Source organism: Pseudomonas sp. MF4836, from assembly GCF_002018875.1.
Lineage (GTDB): Bacteria > Pseudomonadota > Gammaproteobacteria > Pseudomonadales > Pseudomonadaceae > Aquipseudomonas.
The window spans coordinates 149,419-173,903 of sequence record NZ_MVOL01000015.1; the positions used below are offsets into that span (position 1 = coordinate 149,419).

The following is a 24,485-nucleotide window of genomic DNA, read 5'->3' on the forward strand; positions in this document are numbered from 1 at the left end:
GCCTCTTAGCGGGTGCCGCGACGGCTCATGAACGCCAGGCGCTCCAGCAACTGCACGTCCTGCTCGTTTTTCACCAGGGCGCCGGCCAGGGGCGGAATGGCTTTGGTCGGATCGCGCTCGCGCAGCACCGCTTCGCCGATGTTGTCGGCCATCAGCAGTTTCAGCCAGTCCACCAACTCCGAGGTCGAAGGTTTTTTCTTCAGGCCGGGGACTTTGCGCACGTCGAAAAACACGTCCAGGGCTTCACTGACCAGGTCTTTCTTGATGTCCGGGTAGTGCACGTCGACGATTTTCTGCAGGGTGGTGCGGTCGGGGAAGGCGATGTAGTGGAAGAAGCAGCGGCGCAGGAAGGCGTCCGGCAATTCCTTTTCGTTGTTGGAGGTAATGATGATGATCGGCCGCTGCTTGGCCTTGATGGTCTCGTCGATCTCGTAAACGTAGAACTCCATCTTGTCGAGTTCCTGCAACAGGTCGTTGGGGAACTCGATGTCGGCCTTGTCGATCTCGTCGATCAGCAGGATCACCCGCTCTTCGGATTCGAAGGCCTCCCACAGCTTGCCCTTCTTCAGGTAGTTGCGGATGTCATGGACCTTGTCCACCCCCAGTTGCGAGTCGCGCAGGCGGCTGACCGCGTCGTACTCATACAGGCCCTGGTGCGCCTTGGTGGTGGATTTGATGTGCCAGGTGATCAGGCGTGCGCCGAAGGACTCGGCCAGTTGTTCGGCGAGCATGGTCTTGCCGGTGCCCGGTTCGCCCTTGACCAGCAGCGGCCGCTCCAGGGTGATGGCGGCGTTGACCGCCAGCTTCAGGTCATCGGTGGCGACGTATGCACGGGTGCCTTCGAACTTCATCTGCAATTCCTCGAACGGTAACGCCGGGCTGCCACAGGCAGGCCGGAACAATAAACGGGATGGCCGACTATAGCGCGGCGCCCCGTCGACTGTGAACGCAGACGCCCCATTCAGTCTCTGAATGGGGCGTCACTTGCTGACTCGGTCAGCGCAGGCTCAGTCAGCTGACGGCTTGGGTTGCTCGTAGCGGGCGTTGAATGCCTGGACAAAACCATTGCGCAGGATCTGCAAAAACGCCTGGAACGCGCTGATGTCCTGCTGGTGCACGTTGCCGCTGAGCTCGACCCGGGTGGCGAACTGGTTTTTGCTCTGGTTCTTGAGCACGGTCTCGCTGGCGCCCACCAGGGCCTCCCAGACCGAGCGGAAAATGCTTTTGTTCTTGTTCTCCACATCCTGTTGCCAATTGAACACTTCGACGTCGCGCAGCAGCGGCTTGATATAGCCCTTGAGCTGGCCCTTGGTGGCTTCGGCCTCGATCACCACATCGCCGTGACCGGCATTGAAGTCGAACTTGCCGTAGGCCGAGGCGAAGTCGTTGAGGCGCTTGAGTTCGATGTCCTTGGCCCGCAGGCGGAACTCGAAGTCTTCGAAATTGCTCAGGGGGTCGAAGGTGGCGCTGCTTTCCAGGGGCGCGTGGCCCAGCAGCAGGGCCTTGCCTTCGAAGCGGGCATCGCGCCGGCCTTTGACGTCGACCACGTTGGTCAGGTTGTACAGGCTGGCATTGACCTGGGTCGCGTTCATGTTGACCGGTGGCTTGGAGTTGAAATTGCGAAAGCTGATCTTGCCGTCGTCGATCCGCACTTCGTCGAGGGTGATCGGCAGCAGCTTGCTCAATTGCGCGCGCCAGTCGGTGCCCTGACCGGTCTGCGACGCCTGTTTGTTGGGGCCGCCGTCGACGAAGTTCAGCTCGGGATTGACGAACTGCACCTTGGCCACCACGGCATGGTCGTACCACAGCGAATGCCAGCTCACCGCCAGGTCGATCAACGGTGCATCGACGAACGGCACCGGCACTTTGCCGTCGACCTTGACGATCTTCAGCCCGTTGATCCGATACGCGCCGCGCCACAGCGCCAGGTCGACATCGGTGATCTGGCCCCGGTAGTCGCCCATGTCCGCCAGCTTCTCGTTCAGGTAGTCGCGTACCAGGTAGGGCAGGGCGATGTGCACGGCCACCAGCAGCACCACAACTGCGGCCAGGGTCCATAGCGGCCAACTGTAACGACGTTTCATGAGCGTGAGTCTCCATCTGTCATTAAAGGGATTGACTGCCACGGCTCGCAGTCGTTCGAAGCAACTGTCGAGGCATGGACGCCGAGCGGCTTTTGTACGATGGTCGGCAGCGCTGTCGGGCCTTGTCTTTCGCCAAAGAAGGTAATTATGGATACCAGGAAGCTGCGTCATGTTCTGGGGCTGGTGGAGCACCTGACCTTCAGTCGAGCCAGTATCGAGGTCAACCTCAGCCAGCCGGCGCTGTCGCGCAGCATTGCCTCGATCGAGGCCGAGCTTGGGGTGCAATTGTTCGATCGCGGCCCGGCGGGGGTCGAGCTGACGCCCTACGGCCGGGTGTTCACCGAGCGTGCACGCAAGGTGCTGGCCGAACTCAACGAACTGCGGCGCGACATCGAGTGGGTGCGGCGCGGCGAGTATGGCGAGATCGCCCTGGGCTTCGGGCCCACGGCAGCGGCGCTGCTGAAGGCGCCGTTGCTCGAGCATTTCGCGCGCAACGCCCCCCGGCTGCGGCTGACCGTCAAGGGCGGGACCTACGAGGAATTGTTGCGGCTGTTGCTGGAGGAGCGGATCGATATCTTCTTTGGCGATGTGGCGCTGCTTTCTTATCGCCATGACCTGCAGGTCGACCCCTTGCCGTGCTGGCGCAGCGGGTTTTTCTGCCGTGCCGGGCACCCCTTGTTGCAGGGCGAGCCGGTGTCGCGGGCACAACTGCTGGCGTATCCCCTGGGCAGCATCCAGTTATCGGCCTGGGCCATGGCGGATCTGGAAGCGTATTTCGAGTGTTCGATCGAGACCGCCCTGCACTTTCAAACCGATCTGCTGAGTGATCTGGAGGCCTTGGCCCTGGCCGGAAACAGCGTGGTGTTCGGCAGTCGGCCGGCGTTCTGGCAGGCGCTGGGCAGCGGCCGCTTGTGCGAAATACCGCTGGACCCGCCCTTGCAACGCAGCGCGCGCTTCGGCTCGGTGAGCCTGGCGGGGCGCACCCTGGCGCCATCGGTGGAAAGCGCCAAGGCCGAGGCGCAGAAGATCTTTGCCGGCTATGCGGGGCAGTTGGCGCTGCCGGTTTGATCAGTCTTCGGCAGCGGCCGAGCGCTGCAACTCTTGGAGCAATGGGTCGATGTAGCGGTTGGCGTGCCAGGTGTAAAAGCCGGTGACCGCGACGCAGAACCCGTACAGGCCGACCCCGACCAGGATTCCGCTGGTCACGCGTGACTCGCTCGACAGCGGCAGGGTCAGCCAGTGCGGGACAAAAGCCACCAGCAGGATAAAGCCGAAGTAGGCGCCCAGGGTCAGCAGGCTCAGGCCCAGGCTGAACCGTGTGCGCAGTTTCTTCAGGCGACGCAGCAGGTGATCGGAGTGGCGGGCGGTGCTGGGCATGGCGGTTTCCTCGTTGTCAGTCAGGGCTCAGTGGGCCACGGCGGCATGGGCGTTGATGCCGGTCAGGGAGCGATAGTGCTGGGCGTCGAAACGCGCACGCTCGGCCGCGCCCGAGGGGCTGTGATCGGTGACCGAGGCCACCCAGGCGGCGAGGAAGGCCAGGCTCATGGAGAACAGGGCGGGGTTGGAGTAGGGGAAGACCGGCGCCGCATGCCCCAGCACTCCGACCCAGATCGCTGGCCCGAGTATCAGCAGGCCCACGGAGCTGGCGAGCCCGCAGAGGCAGGCGGCGACCACCCCGCGCGTGGTCAGCCCGCGCCAGAAGATCGACAGGATCAGCATCGGGAAGTTGGTGCTGGCGGCAATCGCGAACACCAGCCCGGCGAGGAAGCTGATGTTCAGGTGCTGCACCCATTGCGACAGCAGCAGGGCGACGACAATCAGGGTGACGCTGGCGATCCGGGAGATCTTCAGCTCGCGCTCGGGGTTGCTGGTGGGCTGGCGGAACAGGTGGGTGTAGATATCGTGGCCGACCGCCGAGGCGCCGGAGATGGTCAGCCCGGCCACTACCGCGAGGATGGTGGCAAAGGCCACGGCCGACATCAGGCCGAGGAACAACTGGCCGCCAAAGAAGCTGCCCAGGTGCATGGCCGCCATGTTGTTGCCGCCGATCAGGTCCTGGCTGCCGGCTTCGAGAAACGCCGGGTTGCCGAGGACGAAGATCGCCGCCCCGGCGCCGATCACCAGCAGCAGGGTATAGAAGTAGGCAATGATGCAGGTGGCGTAGAACGCCGATTGGCGGGCGGCGGCGCCATCCTTGACGGTGAAGAAGCGGATCAGGATATGGGGCAGTCCGACCATGCCGAAAATCAGCGACACGCCGAGGGAAATGGCGTCCACCGGGTCGGCGATCAGCTTGCTCGGGGCCAGCACCGACAGGCCCTGGGGATGGGCTTGGATCACCCGGTCGAGCAACTGGTTGGCGCTGAAACCCACGCTGCGCAAGACCATGAAACACAGGAAGCTGCCGATCGCCAGGATCAGCAGCGCCTTGATGATCTGCACCCAGGTGGTGGCCAGCATGCCGCCGATCAGCACGTACAGCAGCACCAGGACCCCGACCATGGCCACCGACGCCAGGTACGGCGTGCCGAACAGCAGCTGGACCAACTTGCCGGCGCCGACCATCTGCACCACCAGGTAGAACAGCACGATGACCAGGGAGTTGGCGGCGGTCAGCAGATGCACCGGGCGCTTTTGCAGGCGGAACGAGACCACGTCCGACAGCGTGTAATGCCCCAGGTTGCGCAAGGGCTCGGCCACCAGAAACAGCAGGATCGGCCAGCCGACCAGGGTCCCGACCCCGTAGATCAGGCTGTCGTAGCCATACATCGCCTGCATCGCCACCGCGCCAAGAAAGGTCGAGGCCGACATGTAGTCGCCGGCCAGGGCCAGGCCGTTCTGCCAGGGCTTGATGCCGCCGCCGGCGTTGTAGAAGTCTCCTGTGCCGCGGCTGCGGCGACCGGCCCAGCGGGTGACGCCCAGGGTCAGGCTCACCAGCAGCAGGAAGGGCACCAGGGTGTGCCAGTTGGCGGCATAACTGGTGCCGGAAGCCGCATGGGCGGTGGGCGCCAGTAACAGCAGGGGCAGGCAGGCGAACAGGGTTCTGGGCTTCATGGCGGCTTCCGGGCTGGCGTGTTGTTGTTGTTGTTGTTGTTGTTGTTGTGTCAGGCAGCCAGGCGCAGGCGTACCAGTTGCTCGAACATGGCAACGCCAATACCAGCCACGTCGTCGTTGAAGTCATAGTGCGGGTGATGGCACATGGGGCCGTCCTGCCCCAGCAGGAAATGGCAGCCGGGACGGGCCTGGAGAAACACCGACACATCGTCCCCGGCCATGATCGGCGCCACGTTTTCAATCAGGTTTTCCGGCCCCACCACCTGCTGCGCCGCCTGCACCACATAGCGGGTCGGCTGCGGGCTATTGACCACCGGCGGGGTGCTGTTGGCCAGGCTCATGTCGATCTGGCAGCCATGGGCCAGGGCCAGCCCCTGGCAGACTTGCTCCATGCGTTCGACCACCTGTTGCCGAACGGCGGTGGACAAGGTGCGAATGGTGCCGTCGAGCACGGCGAATTCGGGGATCACATTGTTGGTTTCCCCGGCCTGGAAGCGGCAGACGCTGATCACTGCGTTTTCCAGCGGGTCGATGGTGCGGCTGACGATCCCTTGCAGGGCGCCGACCAGGGCTGCGCCGATCACGATCGGGTCGACACTCAAATGCGGCATGCCGCCATGGCTGCCAACCCCGGTGATACGGATCGAAAAGAAGTCGACCGACGCCAGCTGGGCACCGACCCGCACGCCAATGGTGCCGGCCGCCAGGGTCGGGTGGTTGTGCAGGGAATACACCTCATCGAAGGGAAAACGCTGCAACAAACCGTCTTCGAGCATGGCCAGGCTGCCCTGGATGATTTCTTCGGCGGGCTGGAATATCAGCACCACCTGGCCGCGAAACTGGCGCTGCCGGGCCAGCAGGCAGGCGGTGCCCAGCAGGATGCTGGTATGCCCGTCGTGGCCGCAGCCATGGAACACTCCGTGATGCTGCGAGCGATAGGCGGGCTGGCCCTCCTCGATGATGGGCAGGGCGTCCATGTCGGCGCGAAAGGCGATGCTCGGGCCGGGGCCGAGGGCGCCGTGAATCACCCCCACGACCCCGGTCTGGCCGATGCCGGTATGGGTTTCGATGCCCCAGGAGCGCAGCAGGGTGGCGACGAAGTGGGCGGTCTGGTGTTCGTTGAAGGCGATTTCCGGCTGGCTGTGGATCTGCTGGCGCCAGGCGCGCATGTCGTCGGCCAGGGACTGGATTTCTGGGGCAATAGCCATCTGCATGATTCCTTTGACGGGGCGGGTAGGGGAGCTGGCCAACTCTTGGGCGGCATCATGGCCCAGACCCGATTGGCCCGACCAATGCGAACTTCAGTCCCGGCTATGCGTCTCTTGCATAGCCCCGGCCAGGGTTTTGCGCGGCCTGTGGCTACGACTGGACGCTCATGGGCCCGAGGCATACCCTTGAGCACTTCTTCAATGCTGCATAAGGACCCAGCCATGAGCCGCATTTTTGCTGACAACGCCCATTCCATCGGTAATACGCCCTTGGTGCAGATCAACCGCATCGCGCCCCGTGGCGTGACCATTCTGGCCAAGATCGAAGGGCGCAACCCGGGCTACTCGGTGAAGTGCCGGATCGGCGCGAACATGATCTGGGACGCCGAAAGCTCGGGCAAACTCAAGCCGGGCATGACCATTGTCGAGCCGACGTCGGGCAACACCGGTATCGGCCTGGCGTTTGTCGCGGCGGCGCGGGGCTACAAGTTGATGCTGACCATGCCGGCCTCCATGAGTGTCGAGCGGCGCAAGGTGCTCAAGGCCCTGGGCGCCGAACTGGTGCTGACCGAGCCGGCCAAGGGCATGAAAGGCGCAATCGACAAGGCGGCGGAAATTCTTGCCAGCGACCCGGCCAAGTACTTCATGCCCCAGCAGTTCGATAACCCGGCCAACCCGGCAATCCACGAGAAAACCACCGGCCCGGAAATCTGGAACGACACCGACGGCGCAGTGGATGTGCTGGTGGCCGGCGTGGGCACGGGCGGCACCATCAGCGGGGTGTCCCGTTACATCAAGAAGACCCAGGGCAAGCCGATCATCTCGGTGGCGGTGGAGCCGGCGGGTTCGCCGGTGATTACCCAGAAGCTCGCCGGTGAAGAAATCAAGCCCAGCCCCCACAAAATCCAGGGCATCGGTGCCGGTTTCGTGCCGGGCAACCTGGATTTGTCGATGGTCGACCGGGTCGAGTTGGTGACCGACGAAGAGTCCAAGGCCATGGCCCTGCGCCTGATGCAGGAAGAGGGGATCTTGTGCGGCATTTCCTGCGGTGCGGCGATGGCGGTGGCGGTACGCATGGCTGAAACCCCGGAAATGCAGGGCAAGACCATCGTCGTGATCCTGCCGGACTCGGGCGAGCGCTACCTGTCGAGCATGCTGTTCAGCGACCTGTTCACCGACCAGGAAAACCAGCAGTAACTCCGGCCTTCCCGGGTGCGGCACCTGACGCGAACCGGCCAGCCGCCTTGCCAATGTGCTGATCCACATCAGCCGGGGTATGGCGGCCTTATGCTAATTAACGCTTTGTTGCGCGACCGTTAACGCTGATTGTTCGGTTGCGCGGGTTTTTCCAAGGCCCAGGAGTGTTTATCATGGCCGGCTGCCAGGTCGGGTGAACGCAACCCCGCAAGTGCCTATTTTCAAGGAGTTGTTGCATGAGCTTTTCCTTCGCTGCCAAGTTCGGGGTGCTGCTGGTGTTTATCGGCAGCACCCTCTACGTGCATTTGCGCGGCAAGGCGCGTCTGCCGGTATTGCGCCAGTTCGTCAACCATTCGGCGCTGTTCGCCCCTTACAACGCCTTGATGTATCTGTTTTCCGGCGTGCCTTCCAAGCCATACCTGGACCGCAGCAAGTTCCCGGAACTGGACGTGCTCAAGGACAACTGGCAGGTGATCCGCGACGAAGCCATGCACCTGTTCGACGAGGGTTATATTCGCGCCGCCGAAAAGAACAACGACGCCGGCTTCGGTTCGTTCTTCAAGAAGGGCTGGAAGCGTTTCTACCTCAAGTGGTACGACAAACCCCTGCCCTCGGCCGAAGCGCTGTGCCCGAAGACCGTGGAGCTGGTCAGCCGCATTCCCAACGTCAAGGGCGCGATGTTCGCGCTGTTGCCAGGCGGCAGCCACCTCAACCCGCACCGTGACCCATTTGCCGGCTCCCTGCGTTATCACCTGGGCCTGTCCACGCCGAACTCCGACGCCTGCCGGATTTTCGTCGACGGCCAGGAATATGCCTGGCGCGATGGCGAAGACGTGATGTTCGATGAAACCTACGTGCACTGGGTGAAGAACGAGACCGAGCAGACGCGGGTGATCCTGTTCTGCGACATCGAGCGTCCGCTGAGCAACCGCCTGATGACCCGCGTCAACCGTTGGGTCAGTGGCCTGCTGGGGCGCGCCACCGCGCCGCAGAACCTCGACGACGAACGCGTCGGCGGGATTAACCAGGCCTATGCCTGGAGCAAGAACTTCAGCGACCGCTTCAGTGGCGTGGTCAAGCAATGGAAACGCCGCAATCCCAAGCTGTATCGGATCATGCGTCCGGTGCTGGCGGTGGTGGTGCTGGCAGCCCTGGGTTACTGGTTGTTTGGATAAAGCGTTGCAAAGGCTATCGAGCGCTGGTTATAGTCGGCGCTCGGTGCATCAGACGATTCACCTTCCCTCTTAAGAAAGATCTGCACATGCCCCTTTCCCCGATCAATGCGGTAGTCGATTCAGCGGTCAACGCTGGCGTCGTGCCGTGCGGGAATCAGCAGCCTGCGCAGATCAGTCACTACCCCCCACCTGTCAGTAGCACGCCGGTGTACGCCGTCGTATCACCGCCGGGCGTTGTTGTCCGGGGCTGATCAGCAGTCACTGCTGTGCCCTGTACCCGCCAGAAAAAACTACTGAATTTCAGCCTCGGCTGAGTTGGCTTTTTGCCTGATTACAGGTGGTCACCATGTTTGTCATTTCGAAAAAGTCCGCGCTTGCGGCGGCCTCCACGAGCCTGTTCGTCCTGCTCTGGAGCAGTGGCGCGATCTTCTCCAAATGGGGGCTGGCCCATGCCTCGCCCTTTGCCTTCCTGCTGCTGCGTTTCGCCATCGCCCTGTGTGGGCTGGTGCTGTTGATTCCACTGCTCAAACTCAGGCTGCCCCGTGGGCGGCAGTCGATGCTGTACGCGGCGGCCACCGGGCTGGTGCTGTTGGGGGCCTATCAGATCTTTTACCTGCTGGCGCTGGACTTGAAGGTCACCCCCGGGGTCATGGCGACCATCATGGGGGTGCAACCGATCCTCACCGTGGTGCTGATGGAGCGCCAGCGCTCCTGGAGCCGGATGTTCGGCCTGGCGCTGGGCCTGGCTGGCCTGATCATGGTGGTGTACCAGGGCATCGGCCTGGCGGGGATGTCCCTGGCCGGGATGCTGTTCGGCCTGCTGGCGCTGGCGAGCATGACCCTGGGTTCGATCATGCAGAAGCGCATCACCGACAACCCCCTCGGCACCCTGCCAGTGCAGTATCTGGCCGGCTTGCTGTTGTGCGGGGTGTTCGTGCCGTTTCAACCTTTCCACTTCGAGCAGTCGACGGGCTTTTTCGTGCCGGTGCTGTGGATGGGCCTGGTGGTTTCGGTGCTGGCGACCCTGTTGCTGTATCGCCTGATCGCCCGCGGCAACCTGGTCAATGTCACCAGCCTGTTTTACCTGGTACCGGCGGTAACGGCGGTCATGGATTACCTGATCTTCGGCAATCGCCTGGCCAGCCTGAGCATCCTCGGCATGCTGCTGATCATTGTCGGGCTGGTGTTCGTCTTCCGTAAAAACACCTGATACCCATTCGATGACGCTCCTTGCCTGCAATGGGCAAGGTTGCGTCGCGGGTTCGCCCGGTGTCGGAAAGCATTATCGATTTCATCGTTCCGATGAAATTAAATAAGACAATCCTTAAAGTTAAAGAGCCCGCCTAAGCTGACGACATAGTGGCTACACACGGAGGGCGCAGCATGAACGTAAACCACCTATCAGCAGCAGTCGGGTTGTTTTTTGGGGTCATTGGCCCGACCTTCGCTGCAACGCCCTTGTCTCAAGGGGTCATCCACTTCTACGGCAGTATCGTTGAATCTCCTTGCTCGCCTGATACCCATTCAGCCCATCAGGACAGCGGTGCAACCCTCAGCCTGAGCAGGTGCCCGCAGGCCGCACGCGCAGGTTCGCTCAGCGTGCGCAGCGTGCAGCCCGTCGCCACGGCGGCGGCGCTGTCGCCCTCGGCGGTCAAGGTCAAATTGGTCGCCGACAGCGGCCGGTCCGAGCGCTACTACAGCCAGCAATACGCCCTGGTCGATGGCGCAGGGAAGGCAGTCAACAGCGGCGCCTACATCATCACCCTGACGTCGCCTTGAACCCTGCCGATGATGAGCCGGAGGTTTTCGCCAAGCCCTAGGGCCGCGCTCCGGCTTGCTCGACCCGCACCGAGTGCATGAACGCCTGCATGGCCGATGACTGGATGCGATGGCGCCGGGTAATCAGGCCAAAGGGCGGCAGGCGCGTTTCGAAGCTGATCGGCAGTACCGCCAGCAGATCGCGCCCCGGGTAGTCCTCGACCACCGAGACCGGGGTCACGCCAATCATGTCGGTCTGCTGCACCAGTGACAGCAGGGTCATGATCGAGGTGGTCTCGACGATGCTGCTGGGGATGTCGACCCGGGCATTGTGAAACACCTGATTGATGATCGCGCGCATGGGGCTGGGGTGCTGTTGCAGGACCCAGGTTTCGTTCTGCAGCTCGGCCCAGCTCAGTCGGGTACTGTGTGCCAGCGGATTCTGCGCACCGGCGATCACGCACAATTCCTCCTCGCCCAGGCTGTCGAACAGCAGCTCCTCGGCCCTTGCACCGGCGGGGATCCGGCCGAGCACGATGTCCAGTTGATCCTGCAACAAGGCCTGCACCAGCACGTCGCTGGTGTCGACCTGAATGCTCATGGACAAGCGTGGGTGGCTCTTTTTCAAGGTGGCGATGGTTCGCGTCAGCAAGCCCGAGGCCAGCGCCGGAATGGCGCCGACGGCGACCCGTCCGAGGTTGCCGGACTCCAGGGCCACCAGTTCTTCGCGCATGCCGCTGACTTCGGCGAAAACCATCTGCGCGTAATAAATCACTGTTTCGCCAAACGGCGTCGGGCGCATGCCTCGGGGCAGGCGCTCGAACAGCTCGACCCCCAGCAGGTCTTCGGCTTCGTGAAGCATCTTGGTCGCCGCCGGCTGGGTCATGCCGATATTGTCGGCCGCCCGGCGCAACGAGCCGAATTCCTGCAGCGCCAGCATCAGCCGCAATTGGCGCAGGCGCAGGCGACTGTGGATTACGTTGGCATCAGGAATTCGGGTCATGGGGCCGGGCTCGCAAAAGGGACAGCGGCAAGCCTGCCAACAAATGCCAGGCGCTACCAGCGACCATGATCAGGTTCGGGGTTTCTCCCGATAACCCTAAGTGGGCAGGAAGCGCCTTCTGCTATCACCTGAGGCTATCGGTGGATATGCATAAGTGATTAGCCGCTGTGTCGGGCGCTGGCTAAAGTCGCGCCATCGCTCAAGACGCACCGGCCACCGAGGCGTTTCTTCGGGCGACTCAACAACTACAAAAAGCCAGCCCTGGCGCTTGCCCGGGGCCTGTCTCAAGGAACACTCAAATGACCCGTCCAGATCCTGCCCTGGCGTTGTCCAGCGCCATCTCCAAAAGCCGGCTGCGTTTGCTGCCGTTCCTGATCCTGATGTACATCCTGGCGTTTATCGATCGCTCCAATGTCGGCTTCGCCAAAGCCGCGCTGCAGGCCGATACCGGTCTGGGCGACGCGGCGTTCGCCTTCGGCGCGAGCATCTTTTTCGTCGGTTACGCGTTCTTCGAGGTGCCGAGCAATTACATGCTGCACCGCCTGGGCGCCAAGGTCTGGCTGTGCCGGATCATGGTCACCTGGGGCCTGGTGTCGGCGGCGATGATGTTCGCCCACAACGCCGAAACCTTTTACGTGCTGCGCTTCATGCTGGGGGTGGCCGAAGCCGGTTTCTTCCCGGGGATCATCCTTTACCTCACCTATTGGTTCCCCGCGCAAAGCCGTGGCCAGGCCCTGGGCCTGTTCTATTTCGGCCTGCCGCTGGCGCTGGTGTTGGGCAGCCCGCTGTCGGGCTGGTTGCTGGAGTTCCATGGCGTGTTAGGCCTGACCAACTGGCAATGGCTGTTTGTGGTCGAAGGCCTGATGGCTTCGGTGGTTGGCATCGCCGCCTACTTTTATCTGGTCAACCGTCCGGCCGATGCCCGCTGGTTGAGCCTTGAGCAGAAGCAGGCGCTGCAAGACGCCCTGGCCGAAGAGGACGCCCAGAAACAACACAGCAGCCCCCACGGTTTCCTCAGCGCCTTGCGCAACCCTCGGGTGCTGCAATTCTGCCTGGCCTATTTCACCATCCAGATGAGTGTCTACGGTGTGGTGTTCTACCTGCCGACCCGTATCGCCGGGCTGCTCGATGGCCATGTCGGGCTCAGTGTCGGCCTGATTACCGCGATCCCCTGGGTCTGCGCCCTGGTTGTCACGCGCCTGGTCACCCGCTATGCCGACCGCAGCGGCCAGCACCGGCGCATGGCGGTGTGCATGCTGACCATGGCCGCACTGGGCATCGCGGCCTCGGCCCTGGGCAACAGCATGGTGCCGGTGGTGCTGGCGTTCTGTTTTGCCGCCGCCGGATTCGTCGCGGTGCAGCCGCTGTTCTGGACCATCCCCACCGGTTACCTGAGCGGTGCCGCCGCCGCTGGCGGGATCGCCCTGATCAACTCCATCGGCAACCTGGGCGGCTTTGTCGCCCCCAACCTGAAAACCGTGATGGAAAGCCAGTTTGCCGACCCTCGCGCGGGCATGTTTGCCCTGGCCCTGGTGGGCATCCTCGGCGCCATCCTGCTGGCTCGACTGCGCACCGGCACTACCCCGAACTCTCCCCAACAGCTCAAACCAGCCCAGGTTGGCTGAACTCTACCCAAGCGTTAGCAAGGAACTGTATCCATGAAAATCAAAGCGATCCGTACCCGCGTTTTCGAGTGGAAAGGCAAGGTCGTCCCGCCCCAGGCGCACTTCTGCACCAACGCCAGTGACATCCTGTTCGAGCGTGGCGATGCCATGGGCTCGTTCCGTTTCCACGGCTGGCTGGTGGTTGAAGTCGAGACCGACACCGGCCTCGTCGGTATAGGCAACTGCGCCCTGGCACCGCGGGTGGCCAAGGAAATCATCGACACCTACCTGGCACCCATCGCAATCGGCGAAGACCCGTTCGACAACGAATACATCTGGCAGAAGATGTACCGCCAGAGTCACGCCTGGGGCCGCAAGGGCATCGGCATGGCGGCGATCTCGGCCATCGATATCGCCATCTGGGACATCATGGGCAAGGCGGTGAACAAGCCGGTGTTCAAGCTGCTGGGCGGGCGCACCAAGGAAAAGATCTGGACCTACGCCTCCAAGCTGTACGCCAACGACAACCTCGACCTGTTCCTCGAGGAGGCCCAGGGCTATCTGAACCAGGGCTTCACCGCGCTGAAAATGCGCTTCGGCTACGGCCCCAAGGACGGCCCGGCCGGCATGCGTCGCAACATCGAGCAAGTGCGCGCCCTGCGTGAGCTGGCCGGACCGGACATCGACATCATGCTGGAGTGCTACATGGGCTGGACCCTGGAATACGCGCGCCGCATGTTGCCCAAACTGGCCGAGTTCGAGCCGCGCTGGCTGGAAGAGCCAGTGATCGCCGATGACATCGAGGGTTATATCGAACTGAAGAAGATGGGCATCATGCCGATCTCCGGCGGTGAGCACGAGTTCACCTCCTATGGCTTCAAGGACCTGCTGGAGCGGCGTGCGGTGGACGTGATCCAGTACGACACCAACCGGGTCGGCGGCATTACCGCGGCACGTAAAATCAACGCCCTGGCCGAAGCCTGGTCGGTGCCGGTGATCCCCCATGCCGGGCAGATGCACAACTACCACCTGACGATGTCCACCACCGCTTCGCCAATGGCCGAGTTCTTCCCGGTGTTCGACGTCGAAGTCGGCAATGAGCTGTTCTATTACGTGTTCAAGGGTGAGCCGCAGCCGGTCAACGGTTACATCCAGCTCGACGATCACAAGCCGGGCCTGGGCCTGGAAATCTCCGACGACTACCTCGGTGATTTCAACATCATCGAGTAGGCCGCCCGTTCGTGGACACCTGTCGCCGCGCCCAGGGCGGCAGGTTCAGGGCTTTCTCAGCACCGTGGGCTGCAACACCAGCCACAACGCCGCGCCAATCAGCGCCCCGCCATAGAGGTGGGCCATGGACAGCGGTTCATCCAGCAGCAACGCCCCCCACAACACCCCGAACAGCGGAATCATGAAGGTCACGGTCATCGACTTGACCGGCCCCACCGAACTCAGCAGGCGGAAGTAAAGAATGTAGGCCAGCGCCGTGCACACCAGGCCCAGGCCCAGCAGCGACAGCCACACGCTCCAGCCGCCCCAGCTGGCGGGCGGTTGGGTAAAGGTGCTGTAGGCGAACAACGGCAGCAGCAACAAGGTGGCGCCGAGCATGCTGCCCAGGGCGGCAAGGCGGCTGTCGAGGCCACCGGCCTGGTCCAGCCAGCGCCGTGCCAGAAAGCCGGCAAAACCGTAGCAGGTGGTGGCCAGCAGGCAGGACAGGGCGCCCAGCAACAGTTGCAGGTCAAAGGCCATGGGCCCGGCGCGGGTCAGGATGCCGACCCCGAACAGTCCCAGGCAGACCCCGGCGATCTTCGCCAGGCTGAGTTTTTCATGGAAGAACAGGCCACCGATCAACACGCCCATCAACGGCGTGGTGGCGTTGAAAATGGCCGAGTAACCGGCCGGCAGCACCTGGGCGGCCACTGAATACATGGTGGCGGGGATGCCCGAGTTGATCATCCCGAGCAGCAGGACGATTTTGAACTTGCCGCGAAAATCCCAGCTGATGCGCATCAGCGTCAGGATTACCAGCAACCCACCGGCGGCGATCGAGACCCGAAAAAACGCGGTGGGCACCGTGCCCAGCACGGGCGCGATGATTCGCATAAACAGGAAGCTCGCGCCCCAGATGGCAGCTAATGACAGCAGGCGCAGGATATCGACAGGGCTCACGGCAAACTTCTCACCTAATGGGGGCGAGAGTGTGCCGAGAGGCCCCTGGCCTTGCAAACCCTAATCGGTCTTTTACAGCACGAAACGCGTCACCAGGCCGTTGAGGTCGATGGCCAGGCGCGACAGCTCCTGGCTGGCGGCGGAGGTCTGGGTGGCGCCGGCGGCGGTCTGGGTCGAGAGGTCGCGGATGTTCACCAGGCTGCGGTCGACGTCGCGGGCCACCAGGGCCTGCTGCTCGGCGGCGCTGGCGATCACCAGGTTGCGCTGGCTGATCTGAGAGATCGCGCTGGTGATTTTCTCCAGGGCACTGCCCGCGCTATTGGCCCGTTGCAGGGTGTGCCCGGCCTGCTCGGCGCTGCTTTGCAGGGCGCCGACCGTGGCGTCGGTGCCTTGCTGGATGCGGGTGATCATCTGTTCGATTTCTTCGGTGGAGTCCTGGGTGCGCTGGGCCAGCGAGCGTACCTCGTCGGCCACGACCGCAAAGCCGCGCCCGGCTTCCCCGGCCCGCGCCGCTTCGATGGCGGCGTTGAGTGCCAGCAGGTTGGTCTGTCCGGCGATGCCGCGAATCACCTCCAGCACCTTGCTGATGTCCTGGGCTTGCAACGCCAGGCCCTGGGCCTGGGCCGAGGCACCGAGCACTTCGTCCACCAGTTGCTGGATCGAACTGATGGTTTCACTGACCTGGTAATGGCCGTGCTTGCTGTCCTCGTCCGAGGCTTGCGAGGCCTCGGCGCTGGACACCGCGTTGCCGGCCACTTCATCCACTGCCGCGCTCATTTCGGTGACGGCGGTGGCGGCCTGTTCGATTTCATCGTTCTGCAGTTGCAGGCCCCGGGTGCTCTGCTCCATCACCGAACTCATTTCTTCGGCGGCGGAAGCCAGTTGCTGCGACGATTCGCTGATGCCGTGCAGGGTCGAGCGCAGGTTGGCCTGCATTCCGGCCAGGGCGGTGAGCAATTGCGCGGGTTCATCGGTGCCGTCGCTGCCGATGGGTTGGCTCAAGTCGCCGGCGGCGATGGTCTGCGCCACCGCCAGGGCCTGGGCCAGCGGGGTGGTGATGCTGCGGGTCAGCATCCACGCCAGTAGCAGGGTGCCAACCAGGGCGATGCCAATGATCAGGCTGACAATCCACAGCGAACGGTCGTACATCGCGGCGGCGTTGTCGGCGGCCAGGTCGGCGCCCTCCTGGTTGAAGGTGATCAAGTCCTCCAGGCCCTGGTCGAGCACTGTGCCCTGGGGCGCCAGTTCGCTATTGAGGCGTTTATAAGCCTGCTCGGACTGGCCGGCGTCGATCTCGGCGATGATCTGGTCGAGGATCTGCAGGTAGCGACCGACCAGGGTCTTGAGTGCATTGAGCTTGGCCTGCTCCTGGTCGTTGCTGAGCAGGGCCTGGTGGTCGACGAGGCGTTTTTGCAGTTCCTGGCGCTCGCTGGCGATGATGCCTTTGCTTTTGTCGTGGCTGGCCGCCTGGTCGTTGGCGATCAGGCGCACCGCTTCAAGGCGGATAGCGGCGATATTGGCCGCGCTGTCGTGGATGTTTTCGATGCTTGGCATCCACGACTCCTCGATGACTTTTGCACTTTCGCGCAGGGCGGCCATCTGGCCCAGGCAAAACATCCCGACCACGATCAACAGGCTGGCCAGCACCCCGAAGCTCAAGCTGGCGCGCAGGCCGATGCGGATGTTCCTGATAGACATAACGTGCTCCTTGGTCATTGAAAAAACAGTGTTCCCTTGTCGGTTCGGATCTTGTTGTTAGAGGTTCAAGGCGCGCTGTATATCAAAGTGCCATCATTCTGGTAAGGCCGGCGCAGAGCGCTCCAGGCGGCAAAAAGGGCAAGGCTGGAAGTCGGTGAAAAGTGCGCTCGAATAATTTGACGTCACTTTTTTGCCGCGCAGGGCAGGTGGCAGGCGGGCTGTAGATGAATCGATTAATCACGAAAGGGGTGACTGATCGGTGCTTTTATTGACCGAACGGTCGATTAAAAAAACTTCGGCGCAGGTTGCCGATCACCGACCGATGCCGGCCTCGGCGCGCAAAAATTGCGCTTCTCTGCACCGGCTTCACTGGCTAAGCTCAGGCTTCGAAAATTCCCGCAGAGGTCTCCTTTATGCCGCAGCCATGGCCCGCCGCCGATATCGCTCGAATGATCCTTGAGGGCTTCGACGATTACCGCGAGCATTTTCGCCAGATCACCGACGGCGCCCGTGCCCGCTTCGAGCGTGCGCAATGGCAGGAGGCACAGACGGCCTCGGCGGCACGGATCAACCTGTACGAGGAGAAGGTCGCCGAAACCGTCGCCCGGCTGCACGCGGCCTTCGCGGACAAGGCCTTGCTCGACGTCAGCCAGTGGCCCCTGGTCAAAAGCGCCTACATCAGCCTGATTGACCTGCGCTTTGACGATGAGCTGTCCGAGACTTGGTACAACTCGACCTTCTGCGGGCTGTTCAGCCATGACCTGATCAGCGACGGCTGCATGTTCATCCACACCACCCGGCCCACCCTGCGCCGGGCCCGGGCCGCGCAAACCCGTATCTACAAGCCCGATGGCGAGCTGTCGGCGATGCTCGAGCAGATCTTTGTCGACTACAGCTTCAGCGAGCCCTACGCCGACCTGGCGGGGGACCTCAACCGCCTGCAAGCGCAACTGCGCGAAAACCTGCCGGACTGGGTGTGCAAGGACCCGCAGCTGGCGGTCGAGCTGTTTTCATCGGTGCTGTACCGCAATAAAGGCGCGTACCTGGTGGGCCGCATCTACACCCAGGATGAGCAGTGGCCGCTGGTGATTCCACTGCTGCACCGCGAAGGGCGGGGGATTCAGATCGACGCGTTGATCACCGACGAAGCCGATGTGTCGATCATCTTTTCCTTCACCCGTTCCTACTTCATGGTCGACGTGCCGGTGCCGGCAGAGTTCATCGGCTTTCTCAAGCGCATCCTGCCGGGCAAGCACATCGCCGAGCTCTACACTTCGATCGGCTTCTACAAGCACGGCAAGTCGGAGTTCTACCGGGCGCTGATCAACCACCTGGCCAACACCGACGACCAATTCATCATGGCCCCCGGCGTGCGCGGCATGGTCATGAGCGTGTTCACCCTGCCGGGTTTCAACACGGTGTTCAAAATCATCAAGGACCGTTTTTCGCCGTCGAAGAACGTCGACCGCGCCACGGTGATCGAGAAGTACCGGCTGGTGAAAAGCGTCGACCGCGTGGGGCGCATGGCCGACACCCAGGAGTTCGCCGATTTCCGCTTCCCCCTGAGCAAGTTCGACCCGGCGTGCCTCGCCGAACTGCTGGAAGTGGCAGCGTCGACGGTGGCGGTGGAGGGCGATACGGTGCTGATTCGCCACTGCTGGACCGAGCGGCGCATGACCCCGCTCAACCTCTACCTGGAAAACGCCAACGAAGCCCAGGTGCACGAGGCCCTCGAAGATTACGGGCTGGCGATCAAGCAACTGGCGGCGGCCAATATCTTCCCCGGCGACATGCTGCTGAAAAACTTTGGCGTGACCCGCCATGGCCGGGTGGTGTTCTACGACTACGACGAGATCTGCTTTCTCACCGAAGCCAACTTCCGCCACATCCCGGCCCCGCGCACCCCGGAAGACGAGATGGCCTCCGAGCCCTGGTACTCCATCGGCCCGCTGGACGTGTTCCCCGAGGAGTTCCCGCCGTTCCTGTTCGCCGACTTCGCGCAGCGCAAGCTGTTCGATCAGTTGCACGGCGAGCTGTACAACGCCGATTACTGGAAAGGCCTGCAAGAGGCGATTCGTGCCGGAAAAATCATCGATGTCTTTCCTTACCGGCGCAAAGGCGCGGAGGAATAGGGTCAGCGACACGCTGCAAGCGGCAAGCTAAAAGTGGGCCGTTGCGTTAATCTTGCCGCTTTTCGCTTGAAGCTAGCCGCTGCTCTATGACTATTGACCACCTGCTGAAAAACCTCGACCACGCCATGCTCGCCGACCGCCAACGGCTGCGGCGGCAATTGCTCGAGCTGCGCAAGAAGCCCGACGAGGCCAAGCTCGCGCAGTGGGTCGAGCGCATGCAGGCGTCTTGCGCCCAGGTCACGGCGCGGCGCGCCAGCCTGCCGGTGATTCGCTATGACGACAGCCTGCCGATTGCCGCCAAGCGCGATGAAATCAAGGCGGCGCTGCTCAAGCACCAGGTGTTGATCATCGCCGGCGAAACCGGCTCGGGCAAAACCACCCAGTTGCCGAAAATCTGCCTGGAAATCGGCCGCGGCCAGCACGGCATGATCGGCCACACCCAGCCGCGGCGGATCGCGGCGCGCAGTGTTGCCAGCCGGGTCGCCGAAGAACTGGCCACGCCCCTGGGGTCGCTGGTGGGTTATCAGGTGCGGTTCGAGGACCAGAGTGATTCCAACACCCTGATCAAACTGATGACCGACGGCATCCTGCTCGCGGAAACCCAGAACGACCGCTACCTGGAACGCTACGACACGATCATCGTCGACGAAGCCCACGAACGCAGCCTGAACATCGACTTCCTGCTGGGCTACCTGAAGACCCTGCTGCCGCGTCGTCCCGACCTGAAAGTCATCATCACCTCGGCCACCATCGACCTGGAGCGCTTCTCCGAGCATTTCGACAAGGCGCCGATTGTCGAGGTGTCCGGGCGCACGTTCCCGGTGGACACCTGGTACCGCCCCCTGACCCTGGAGCAGGACGAAGAGGGCAACCGGGTCGAAGACGACCTGACGGTGGATCAGGCAATTCTCGCCACCCTGGATGAAATTGCCGCCTATGAGCGCAGCGAGCGCCGCAGCCCCGGGGATGTGCTGGTGTTCCTGCCCGGCGAACGGGAGATCCGCGACGCCGCCGAAATGCTGCGCAAGGCCCAGCTCAAGCACACTGAAATCCTGCCCTTGTATGCGCGGCTGTCACCGGCCGAGCAGCAGCGGATTTTCCAGTCGCACCCGGGGCGGCGTGTGGTGCTGGCGACCAACGTTGCCGAGACCTCGCTGACGGTGCCCGGCATCCGCTATGTGATCGACAGCGGCACCGCACGCATCAGCCGCTACAGCTATCGGGCCAAGGTCCAGCGCCTGCCGATCGAAGCTATTTCCCAGGCCAGCGCCAACCAGCGCAAAGGCCGTTGCGGTCGAGTTGAGCCGGGTATCTGCATCCGCTTGTACAGCGAAGAAGACTTTATCGGGCGTCCGGAATTTACCGACCCGGAGATCCTGCGCACCAACCTCGCGGCGGTGATCCTGCAGATGCTGCACCTGCGCCTGGGGGAAATCACCGACTTCCCGTTTATCGAGCCGCCGGATGGCAAGGCCATCAGCGATGGTTTCAACCTGCTGCAAGAACTCTCGGCCGTCGACCGCAACAGCCAGCTGACGCCGTTGGGCCGGCAACTGGCGCGCTTGCCGGTGGACCCGCGCATGGGCCGCATGCTGCTGGAAGCGGCCAAGCTCGGCAGCTTGCAGGAAGTGCTGATCGTTGCCAGCGCCATGTCGATCCAGGACCCGCGCGAGCGGCCGCCGGAGCGTCAGCAAGCGGCCGACCAGGCCCATGCGCAATGGAAGGACGTGGACTCGGACTTCGCCGGGCTGGTCAATCTGTGGCGCGGTTTCGAAGAGCAGCGCCAGGCCCTGACCGCCAGCCCGCTGCGCAACTGGTGCCGCAAGAACTTCCTCAACTACTTGCGCCTGCGCGAGTGGCGCGACTCCCATCGGCAACTGAGCCTGATTTGTCGCGACCTGCAACTGAGCCTCAATAAAGAGCCGGCCGATTACCCGAAACTGCACAAGGCAGTATTGGTCGGCCTGCTGAGCCAGATCGGCCAGAAGACCGAGGACGGCGATTACCTCGGCGCCCGTCAGCGCCGATTCTGGATTCACCCGTCGTCGGGCCTGGGCAAGAAGCGTCCGCAATGGCTGATGACCGCTGAGCTGGTAGAAACCACCAAGCTGTACGCGCGCATGGTGGCCAAGATCGACCCCGACTGGATCGAGCCTCTAGCCGGGCACCTGATCAAGAAAAACCACTTCGAACCCCATTGGGAGAAGAAGCGCGGGCAGGTGGTGGCCTACGAGCAAATCACCCTGTTCGGGCTGATTGTGGTGGGCCGGCGTCCGGTGCATTACGGCCCGGTGGACCCGGTGGTGTCGCGCGAGCTGTTTATCCGTGAAGGCCTGGTGCGGGGTGAAATCCAGTCCCGGGCCAAGTGCCTGGCGGCCAACACCCGCCTGTTGGAGCAGCTCGACGAACTGGAAGCCAAGGCCCGGCGCCGCGACATCCTGGCCGACGAAGAAACCCTGTTTGCCTTCTACGATGCGCGGCTGCCGGCGGAAATCCACCAGACCGCGACCTTCGACAGCTGGTACCGGGTCAACAGCCAGAAAGACCCGCAGTTGCTGATCATGCGCGAAGAGGACGTGCTGGCCCGCGAGGCCAGTGAAGTCACCGCCTTGCAGTACCCGGACACTTTGCACATCGGTGACCTGGAGCTGGCCCTGAGTTACCACTTCGAACCCAATCACCCGCGTGATGGGGTGACGCTGCGCGTGCCGGCGCCGCTGTTGCCGGCACTGCCGGTGGAGCGTCTGGAGTGGCTGGTGCCGGGGCTGATCGAGGCCAAGTGCATTGCCCTGGTGCGCAACCTGCCCAAGGCCTTGCGCAAGAACTTCGTGCCGGTGCCGGACTTTATCAAGGCCGCCCTGCAGCGCATCGACTTTGGCCAGGGCTCGCTGCCCCAGGCCCTGGGCCGTGAATTGCTGCGCATGACCGGCGCCCGGGTCAGCGACGAAGCCTGGGCCGAGGCCGCGCAACAGGTGGAAAACCACCTGAAGATGAACCTGGAAATCGTCGACGGCCAGGGCCAGTTCCTGGGCGAAGGGCGCGACCTGGCTGAGCTCACGGCGCGTTTTGCCCAGGCCAGCCAAGCGGCCCTGGCCGTACCGCAGACCGCGAAAAGCCAGCAGCCGGTAGAGGCCAAGGTCTTTGCCGCAGTGGCAGAAAAGACCCAGCAGAAGATCGCCGGGCTGTCGATGACGGTGTACCCGGCGCTGGTGGAGGAGGGTGGCACCGTCAAGGAGGGGCGCTTCTCCACGGCCGCCGAGGCCGAGTTCCAGCACCGGCGGGCCTTGCAGCGCCTGCTGTTGCAGCAACTGGCCGAACCGGCGAAGTTCCTGCGCGGCAAATTGCCCGGGCTTACCGAATTGGGCTTGCTGTACCGCGAACTGGGGCGTGTCGAGTCGTTGGTGGAAGACATTCTGCTGGCCAGCCTCGACAGCTGCGTGCTTGAAGGCGAGGCCAGCCTGCCGCGTGACGGCGCTGGCCTCGCGTCCCTGGCCGAGCGCAAGCGTGGCGGCTGGACCGAGCATGCCGAGCGTCTGGCCAGGCTGACCCTGGAGATTCTCAAGCTGTGGCACGGCCTGCAAAAACGCTTCAAGGGCAAGATCGACCTGGCCCAGGCGGTGGCGCTCAATGACATCAAGCAGCAGCTGGGCAATCTGGTGTACCCGGGGTTCGTCCGCGAAACCCCGAGCCAGTGGCTCAAGGAGTTGCCGCGCTACCTCAAGGCCATCGAGCTGCGCTTCGAGAAGCTCGGCAGCCAGGTGCAGAAGGATCGGGTGTGGAGTGGCGAGTTGAGCGGCCTGTGGGCGCAATACCAGGCCCGGGCTGGCAAGCACGCCCAGGAAGGCAAGCGTGACCCGCAATTGGAGCTCTACCGCTGGTGGCTGGAGGAGTACCGGGTATCGCTGTTTGCCCAGCAGTTGGGGACCAAGGTGCCGATCTCCGACAAGCGCCTGAGCAAGCAATGGAGCCAGGTCGAGGCCTGACTGGGGGAGGGCGCCTGCTTGCCGCAAGTGCCCCGTCGATCTCGCAGTTGCGGCGAAATGCCATTGGATATGGCAAACTCCGCCGTCATAAATGCCGGCCCCGGGTTCAGGCGTCACCGCCAGCCCGGGCGGATCGGAATAAAGCGATGCCAGGCTCTGCCCCGTCGATTGCGGGATGGACCCTTTACGGTTTGGTACGTCGGTGCCAATACCTTCTGCCTGAACAGAATAGAGGAACGACCGTGCATAACGTCGTCATCAGCGGCACCGGCCTGTACACCCCGGCCAACAGCATCTCCAACGAAGAGCTGGTGCAGTCTTTCAACACCTACGTGCACCAATTCAATACCGACAACGCCGCCGCCATCGAGCGCGGCGAGGTCCAGGCGCTGACCGAGTCCAGCGCCGCCTTCATCGAAAAAGCCTCCGGCATCAAAAGCCGCTTTGTCATGGACAAGGACGGCATCCTCGATCCGCAACGCATGGCCCCGCGCCTGCCCGAGCGCAGCAATGACGAATGGTCGGTGCTGTGCCAGATGGCTATCGGCGCTGCCGAACAGGCCCTGCAGCGCGCCGGCAAGACCGCCGCCGACATAGACGGGGTGATCGTTGCCTGCTCCAACCTGCAACGGGCCTACCCGGCCATCGCCATCGAAGTCCAGGAAGCGCTGGGTATCCAGGGTTTCGGTTTTGACATGAACGTGGCGTGTTCGTCGGCGACCTTCGGCATTCAGGCCGCCAGCAACAGCGTACAGCTGGGCCAGGCGCGGGCGATTCTGATGGTCAACCCGGAAGTCTGCACCGGGCACCTGAACTTCCGTGACCGCGACAGCCACTTCATCTTCGGCGACGCCGCCACCGCGGTGATCATCGAACGTGCGGACCTTGCGACCTCGCCGTACCAGTTCGACATCGTCAGCACCAAGCTGCTGACCAAGTTCTCCAACAACATCCGCAACAACTTCGGCTTCCTCAACCGCGCGGCGGAAGAGGGCATCGGTGCCCCGGACAAACTGTTCGTGCAGGAAGGCCGCAAGGTGTTCCGCGATGTGTGCCCGATGGTCGCCGAGCTGATCGGTGTGCACCTGGAAGAGAACCAGCTCAACGTCAGCGACGTGAAGCGTTTCTGGCTGCACCAGGCCAACCTCAGCATGAACCACCTGATCGTGAAAAAACTCCTTGGCCGCGAAGCCTCGGTGGAAGAAGCCCCAGTGATTCTCGACACCTACGCCAACACCAGTTCGGCCGGTTCGGTGATTGCGTTCCACACCTACCAGGACGACCTGCCGAGCGGCTCGCTGGCGGTGCTCAGCTCCTTTGGCGCCGGCTACTCGATCGGTAGCGTGCTGCTGCGCAAACGCTGATACCACGCTAATGGGTGGGGTGAGACATGGCGCTCGCCCCATCCGCGCAGCCATCC

General features: G+C 63.1%; 18 protein-coding genes. 10 read left to right on the forward strand and 8 right to left on the reverse strand.

Annotated features, from left to right (window positions below):
- Positions 1-5: 5 nt before the first annotated feature.
- Both MF4836_RS28915 and MF4836_RS28920 read right to left on the reverse strand, forming a co-directional pair.
- On the reverse strand, positions 6-851 hold the full coding sequence (locus tag MF4836_RS28915; RefSeq protein ID WP_078473226.1) for an AAA family ATPase: 846 nt from the start codon (positions 849-851) through the stop codon (positions 6-8).
- Between the two features lie 156 nt (positions 852-1,007).
- Complete coding sequence (locus tag MF4836_RS28920) at positions 1,008-2,084, reverse strand: DUF748 domain-containing protein (RefSeq protein WP_078473227.1); 1,077 nt, start codon at positions 2,082-2,084, stop codon at positions 1,008-1,010.
- 147 nt (positions 2,085-2,231) lie between these two features.
- On the opposite strand from MF4836_RS28920, the gene MF4836_RS28925 reads away from it, so the two are divergent.
- Positions 2,232-3,152: a LysR family transcriptional regulator gene (locus MF4836_RS28925; protein WP_078473228.1), complete on the forward strand. Its 921-nt coding sequence runs from the start codon at positions 2,232-2,234 to the stop codon at positions 3,150-3,152.
- Here the strand turns inward: MF4836_RS28925 and MF4836_RS28930 are convergent, their stop codons facing one another.
- From MF4836_RS28930 to MF4836_RS28940, 3 genes are read right to left on the reverse strand one after another with little or no spacing between them, the layout of a single operon-like run.
- Positions 3,153-3,461 carry a DUF485 domain-containing protein gene (locus tag MF4836_RS28930; RefSeq protein ID WP_078473229.1) on the reverse strand — a complete coding sequence of 103 codons (309 nt, stop codon included), beginning with the start codon at positions 3,459-3,461 and terminating at the stop codon, positions 3,153-3,155.
- Positions 3,462-3,488: 27 nt separating this feature from the next.
- Positions 3,489-5,138, reverse strand: coding sequence for a sodium:solute symporter family transporter (locus MF4836_RS28935; protein ID WP_078473230.1), 1,650 nt, complete (start codon positions 5,136-5,138; stop codon positions 3,489-3,491).
- Between the two features lie 50 nt (positions 5,139-5,188).
- Positions 5,189-6,346: a M20 aminoacylase family protein gene (locus tag MF4836_RS28940; RefSeq protein WP_078473231.1), complete on the reverse strand. Its 1,158-nt coding sequence runs from the start codon at positions 6,344-6,346 to the stop codon at positions 5,189-5,191.
- A gap of 222 nt (positions 6,347-6,568) precedes the next feature.
- Here MF4836_RS28940 and cysK point away from each other — a divergent pair, with 222 nt between their 5' ends.
- The 4 genes from cysK to MF4836_RS28960 all read left to right on the forward strand — a co-directional run bounded on the left by cysK (position 6,569) and on the right by MF4836_RS28960 (position 10,497).
- Complete coding sequence (gene cysK, locus MF4836_RS28945; RefSeq protein WP_020300530.1) at positions 6,569-7,543, forward strand: cysteine synthase A; 975 nt, start codon at positions 6,569-6,571, stop codon at positions 7,541-7,543.
- Between the two features lie 236 nt (positions 7,544-7,779).
- On the forward strand, positions 7,780-8,718 hold the full coding sequence (locus MF4836_RS28950) for an aspartyl/asparaginyl beta-hydroxylase domain-containing protein (protein ID WP_020300531.1): 939 nt from the start codon (positions 7,780-7,782) through the stop codon (positions 8,716-8,718).
- Positions 8,719-9,064: 346 nt separating this feature from the next.
- A complete protein-coding gene (locus tag MF4836_RS28955) occupies positions 9,065-9,928 on the forward strand; it encodes a DMT family transporter (RefSeq protein WP_078473232.1) in 864 nt (287 codons plus the stop codon).
- Between the two features lie 173 nt (positions 9,929-10,101).
- Positions 10,102-10,497, forward strand: a complete 396-nt coding sequence (locus tag MF4836_RS28960) for a type 1 fimbrial protein (protein WP_078473233.1) — start codon at positions 10,102-10,104, stop codon at positions 10,495-10,497.
- A gap of 37 nt (positions 10,498-10,534) precedes the next feature.
- Here the strand turns inward: MF4836_RS28960 and MF4836_RS28965 are convergent, their stop codons facing one another.
- Positions 10,535-11,479 (reverse strand): LysR family transcriptional regulator, encoded by a 945-nt coding sequence (locus MF4836_RS28965; protein ID WP_078473234.1) that lies wholly within the window; start codon positions 11,477-11,479, stop codon positions 10,535-10,537.
- 299 nt (positions 11,480-11,778) lie between these two features.
- On the opposite strand from MF4836_RS28965, the gene MF4836_RS28970 reads away from it, so the two are divergent.
- Both MF4836_RS28970 and MF4836_RS28975 read left to right on the forward strand, forming a co-directional pair.
- Positions 11,779-13,104 carry an MFS transporter gene (locus MF4836_RS28970; protein ID WP_078473235.1) on the forward strand — a complete coding sequence of 442 codons (1,326 nt, stop codon included), beginning with the start codon at positions 11,779-11,781 and terminating at the stop codon, positions 13,102-13,104.
- 33 nt (positions 13,105-13,137) lie between these two features.
- Positions 13,138-14,313, forward strand: a complete 1,176-nt coding sequence (locus tag MF4836_RS28975; protein WP_078473236.1) for an L-rhamnonate dehydratase — start codon at positions 13,138-13,140, stop codon at positions 14,311-14,313.
- Positions 14,314-14,358: 45 nt separating this feature from the next.
- Here MF4836_RS28975 and MF4836_RS28980 read toward each other — a convergent pair whose 3' ends face one another.
- Entirely contained in the window at positions 14,359-15,252 is an 894-nt protein-coding gene (locus MF4836_RS28980; RefSeq protein WP_078473237.1) for a DMT family transporter, read from the reverse strand.
- A 72-nt stretch (positions 15,253-15,324) separates the two neighbouring features.
- Positions 15,325-16,968 carry a methyl-accepting chemotaxis protein gene (locus tag MF4836_RS28985; RefSeq protein WP_443217478.1) on the reverse strand — a complete coding sequence of 548 codons (1,644 nt, stop codon included), beginning with the start codon at positions 16,966-16,968 and terminating at the stop codon, positions 15,325-15,327.
- A 395-nt stretch (positions 16,969-17,363) separates the two neighbouring features.
- Between MF4836_RS28985 and aceK the strand changes: the two genes are divergently transcribed.
- The 3 genes from aceK (at position 17,364) to MF4836_RS29000 (ending at position 24,429) form a co-directional block, all read left to right on the forward strand.
- On the forward strand, positions 17,364-19,082 hold the full coding sequence (gene aceK / locus MF4836_RS28990; protein WP_078473239.1) for a bifunctional isocitrate dehydrogenase kinase/phosphatase: 1,719 nt from the start codon (positions 17,364-17,366) through the stop codon (positions 19,080-19,082).
- Between the two features lie 86 nt (positions 19,083-19,168).
- Positions 19,169-23,065 (forward strand): ATP-dependent RNA helicase HrpA, encoded by a 3,897-nt coding sequence (gene hrpA / locus MF4836_RS28995; RefSeq protein ID WP_078473240.1) that lies wholly within the window; start codon positions 19,169-19,171, stop codon positions 23,063-23,065.
- A gap of 242 nt (positions 23,066-23,307) precedes the next feature.
- Positions 23,308-24,429, forward strand: coding sequence for a beta-ketoacyl-ACP synthase III (locus tag MF4836_RS29000; protein ID WP_078473241.1), 1,122 nt, complete (start codon positions 23,308-23,310; stop codon positions 24,427-24,429).
- Positions 24,430-24,485 lie beyond the last annotated feature (56 nt).

Coding starts and splice junctions, on each gene's coding strand:
- MF4836_RS28970 (WP_078473235.1), top strand. CDS start 11,779: ATGACCCGTCCAGATCCTGCCCTGGCGTTGTCCAGCGCCATCTCCAAA.
- MF4836_RS28920 (WP_078473227.1), bottom strand. CDS start 2,084: ATGAAACGTCGTTACAGTTGGCCGCTATGGACCCTGGCCGCAGTTGTG.
- MF4836_RS28925 (WP_078473228.1), top strand. CDS start 2,232: ATGGATACCAGGAAGCTGCGTCATGTTCTGGGGCTGGTGGAGCACCTG.
- cysK (WP_020300530.1), top strand. CDS start 6,569: ATGAGCCGCATTTTTGCTGACAACGCCCATTCCATCGGTAATACGCCC.
- MF4836_RS28975 (WP_078473236.1), top strand. CDS start 13,138: ATGAAAATCAAAGCGATCCGTACCCGCGTTTTCGAGTGGAAAGGCAAG.
- MF4836_RS28955 (WP_078473232.1), top strand. CDS start 9,065: ATGTTTGTCATTTCGAAAAAGTCCGCGCTTGCGGCGGCCTCCACGAGC.
- MF4836_RS28950 (WP_020300531.1), top strand. CDS start 7,780: ATGAGCTTTTCCTTCGCTGCCAAGTTCGGGGTGCTGCTGGTGTTTATC.
- MF4836_RS28940 (WP_078473231.1), bottom strand. CDS start 6,346: ATGGCTATTGCCCCAGAAATCCAGTCCCTGGCCGACGACATGCGCGCC.
- MF4836_RS28965 (WP_078473234.1), bottom strand. CDS start 11,479: ATGACCCGAATTCCTGATGCCAACGTAATCCACAGTCGCCTGCGCCTG.
- aceK (WP_078473239.1), top strand. CDS start 17,364: ATGCCGCAGCCATGGCCCGCCGCCGATATCGCTCGAATGATCCTTGAG.
- MF4836_RS28930 (WP_078473229.1), bottom strand. CDS start 3,461: ATGCCCAGCACCGCCCGCCACTCCGATCACCTGCTGCGTCGCCTGAAG.
- MF4836_RS28935 (WP_078473230.1), bottom strand. CDS start 5,138: ATGAAGCCCAGAACCCTGTTCGCCTGCCTGCCCCTGCTGTTACTGGCG.
- MF4836_RS28985 (WP_443217478.1), bottom strand. CDS start 16,968: ATGACCAAGGAGCACGTTATGTCTATCAGGAACATCCGCATCGGCCTG.
- MF4836_RS28960 (WP_078473233.1), top strand. CDS start 10,102: ATGAACGTAAACCACCTATCAGCAGCAGTCGGGTTGTTTTTTGGGGTC.
- MF4836_RS28915 (WP_078473226.1), bottom strand. CDS start 851: ATGAAGTTCGAAGGCACCCGTGCATACGTCGCCACCGATGACCTGAAG.
- hrpA (WP_078473240.1), top strand. CDS start 19,169: ATGACTATTGACCACCTGCTGAAAAACCTCGACCACGCCATGCTCGCC.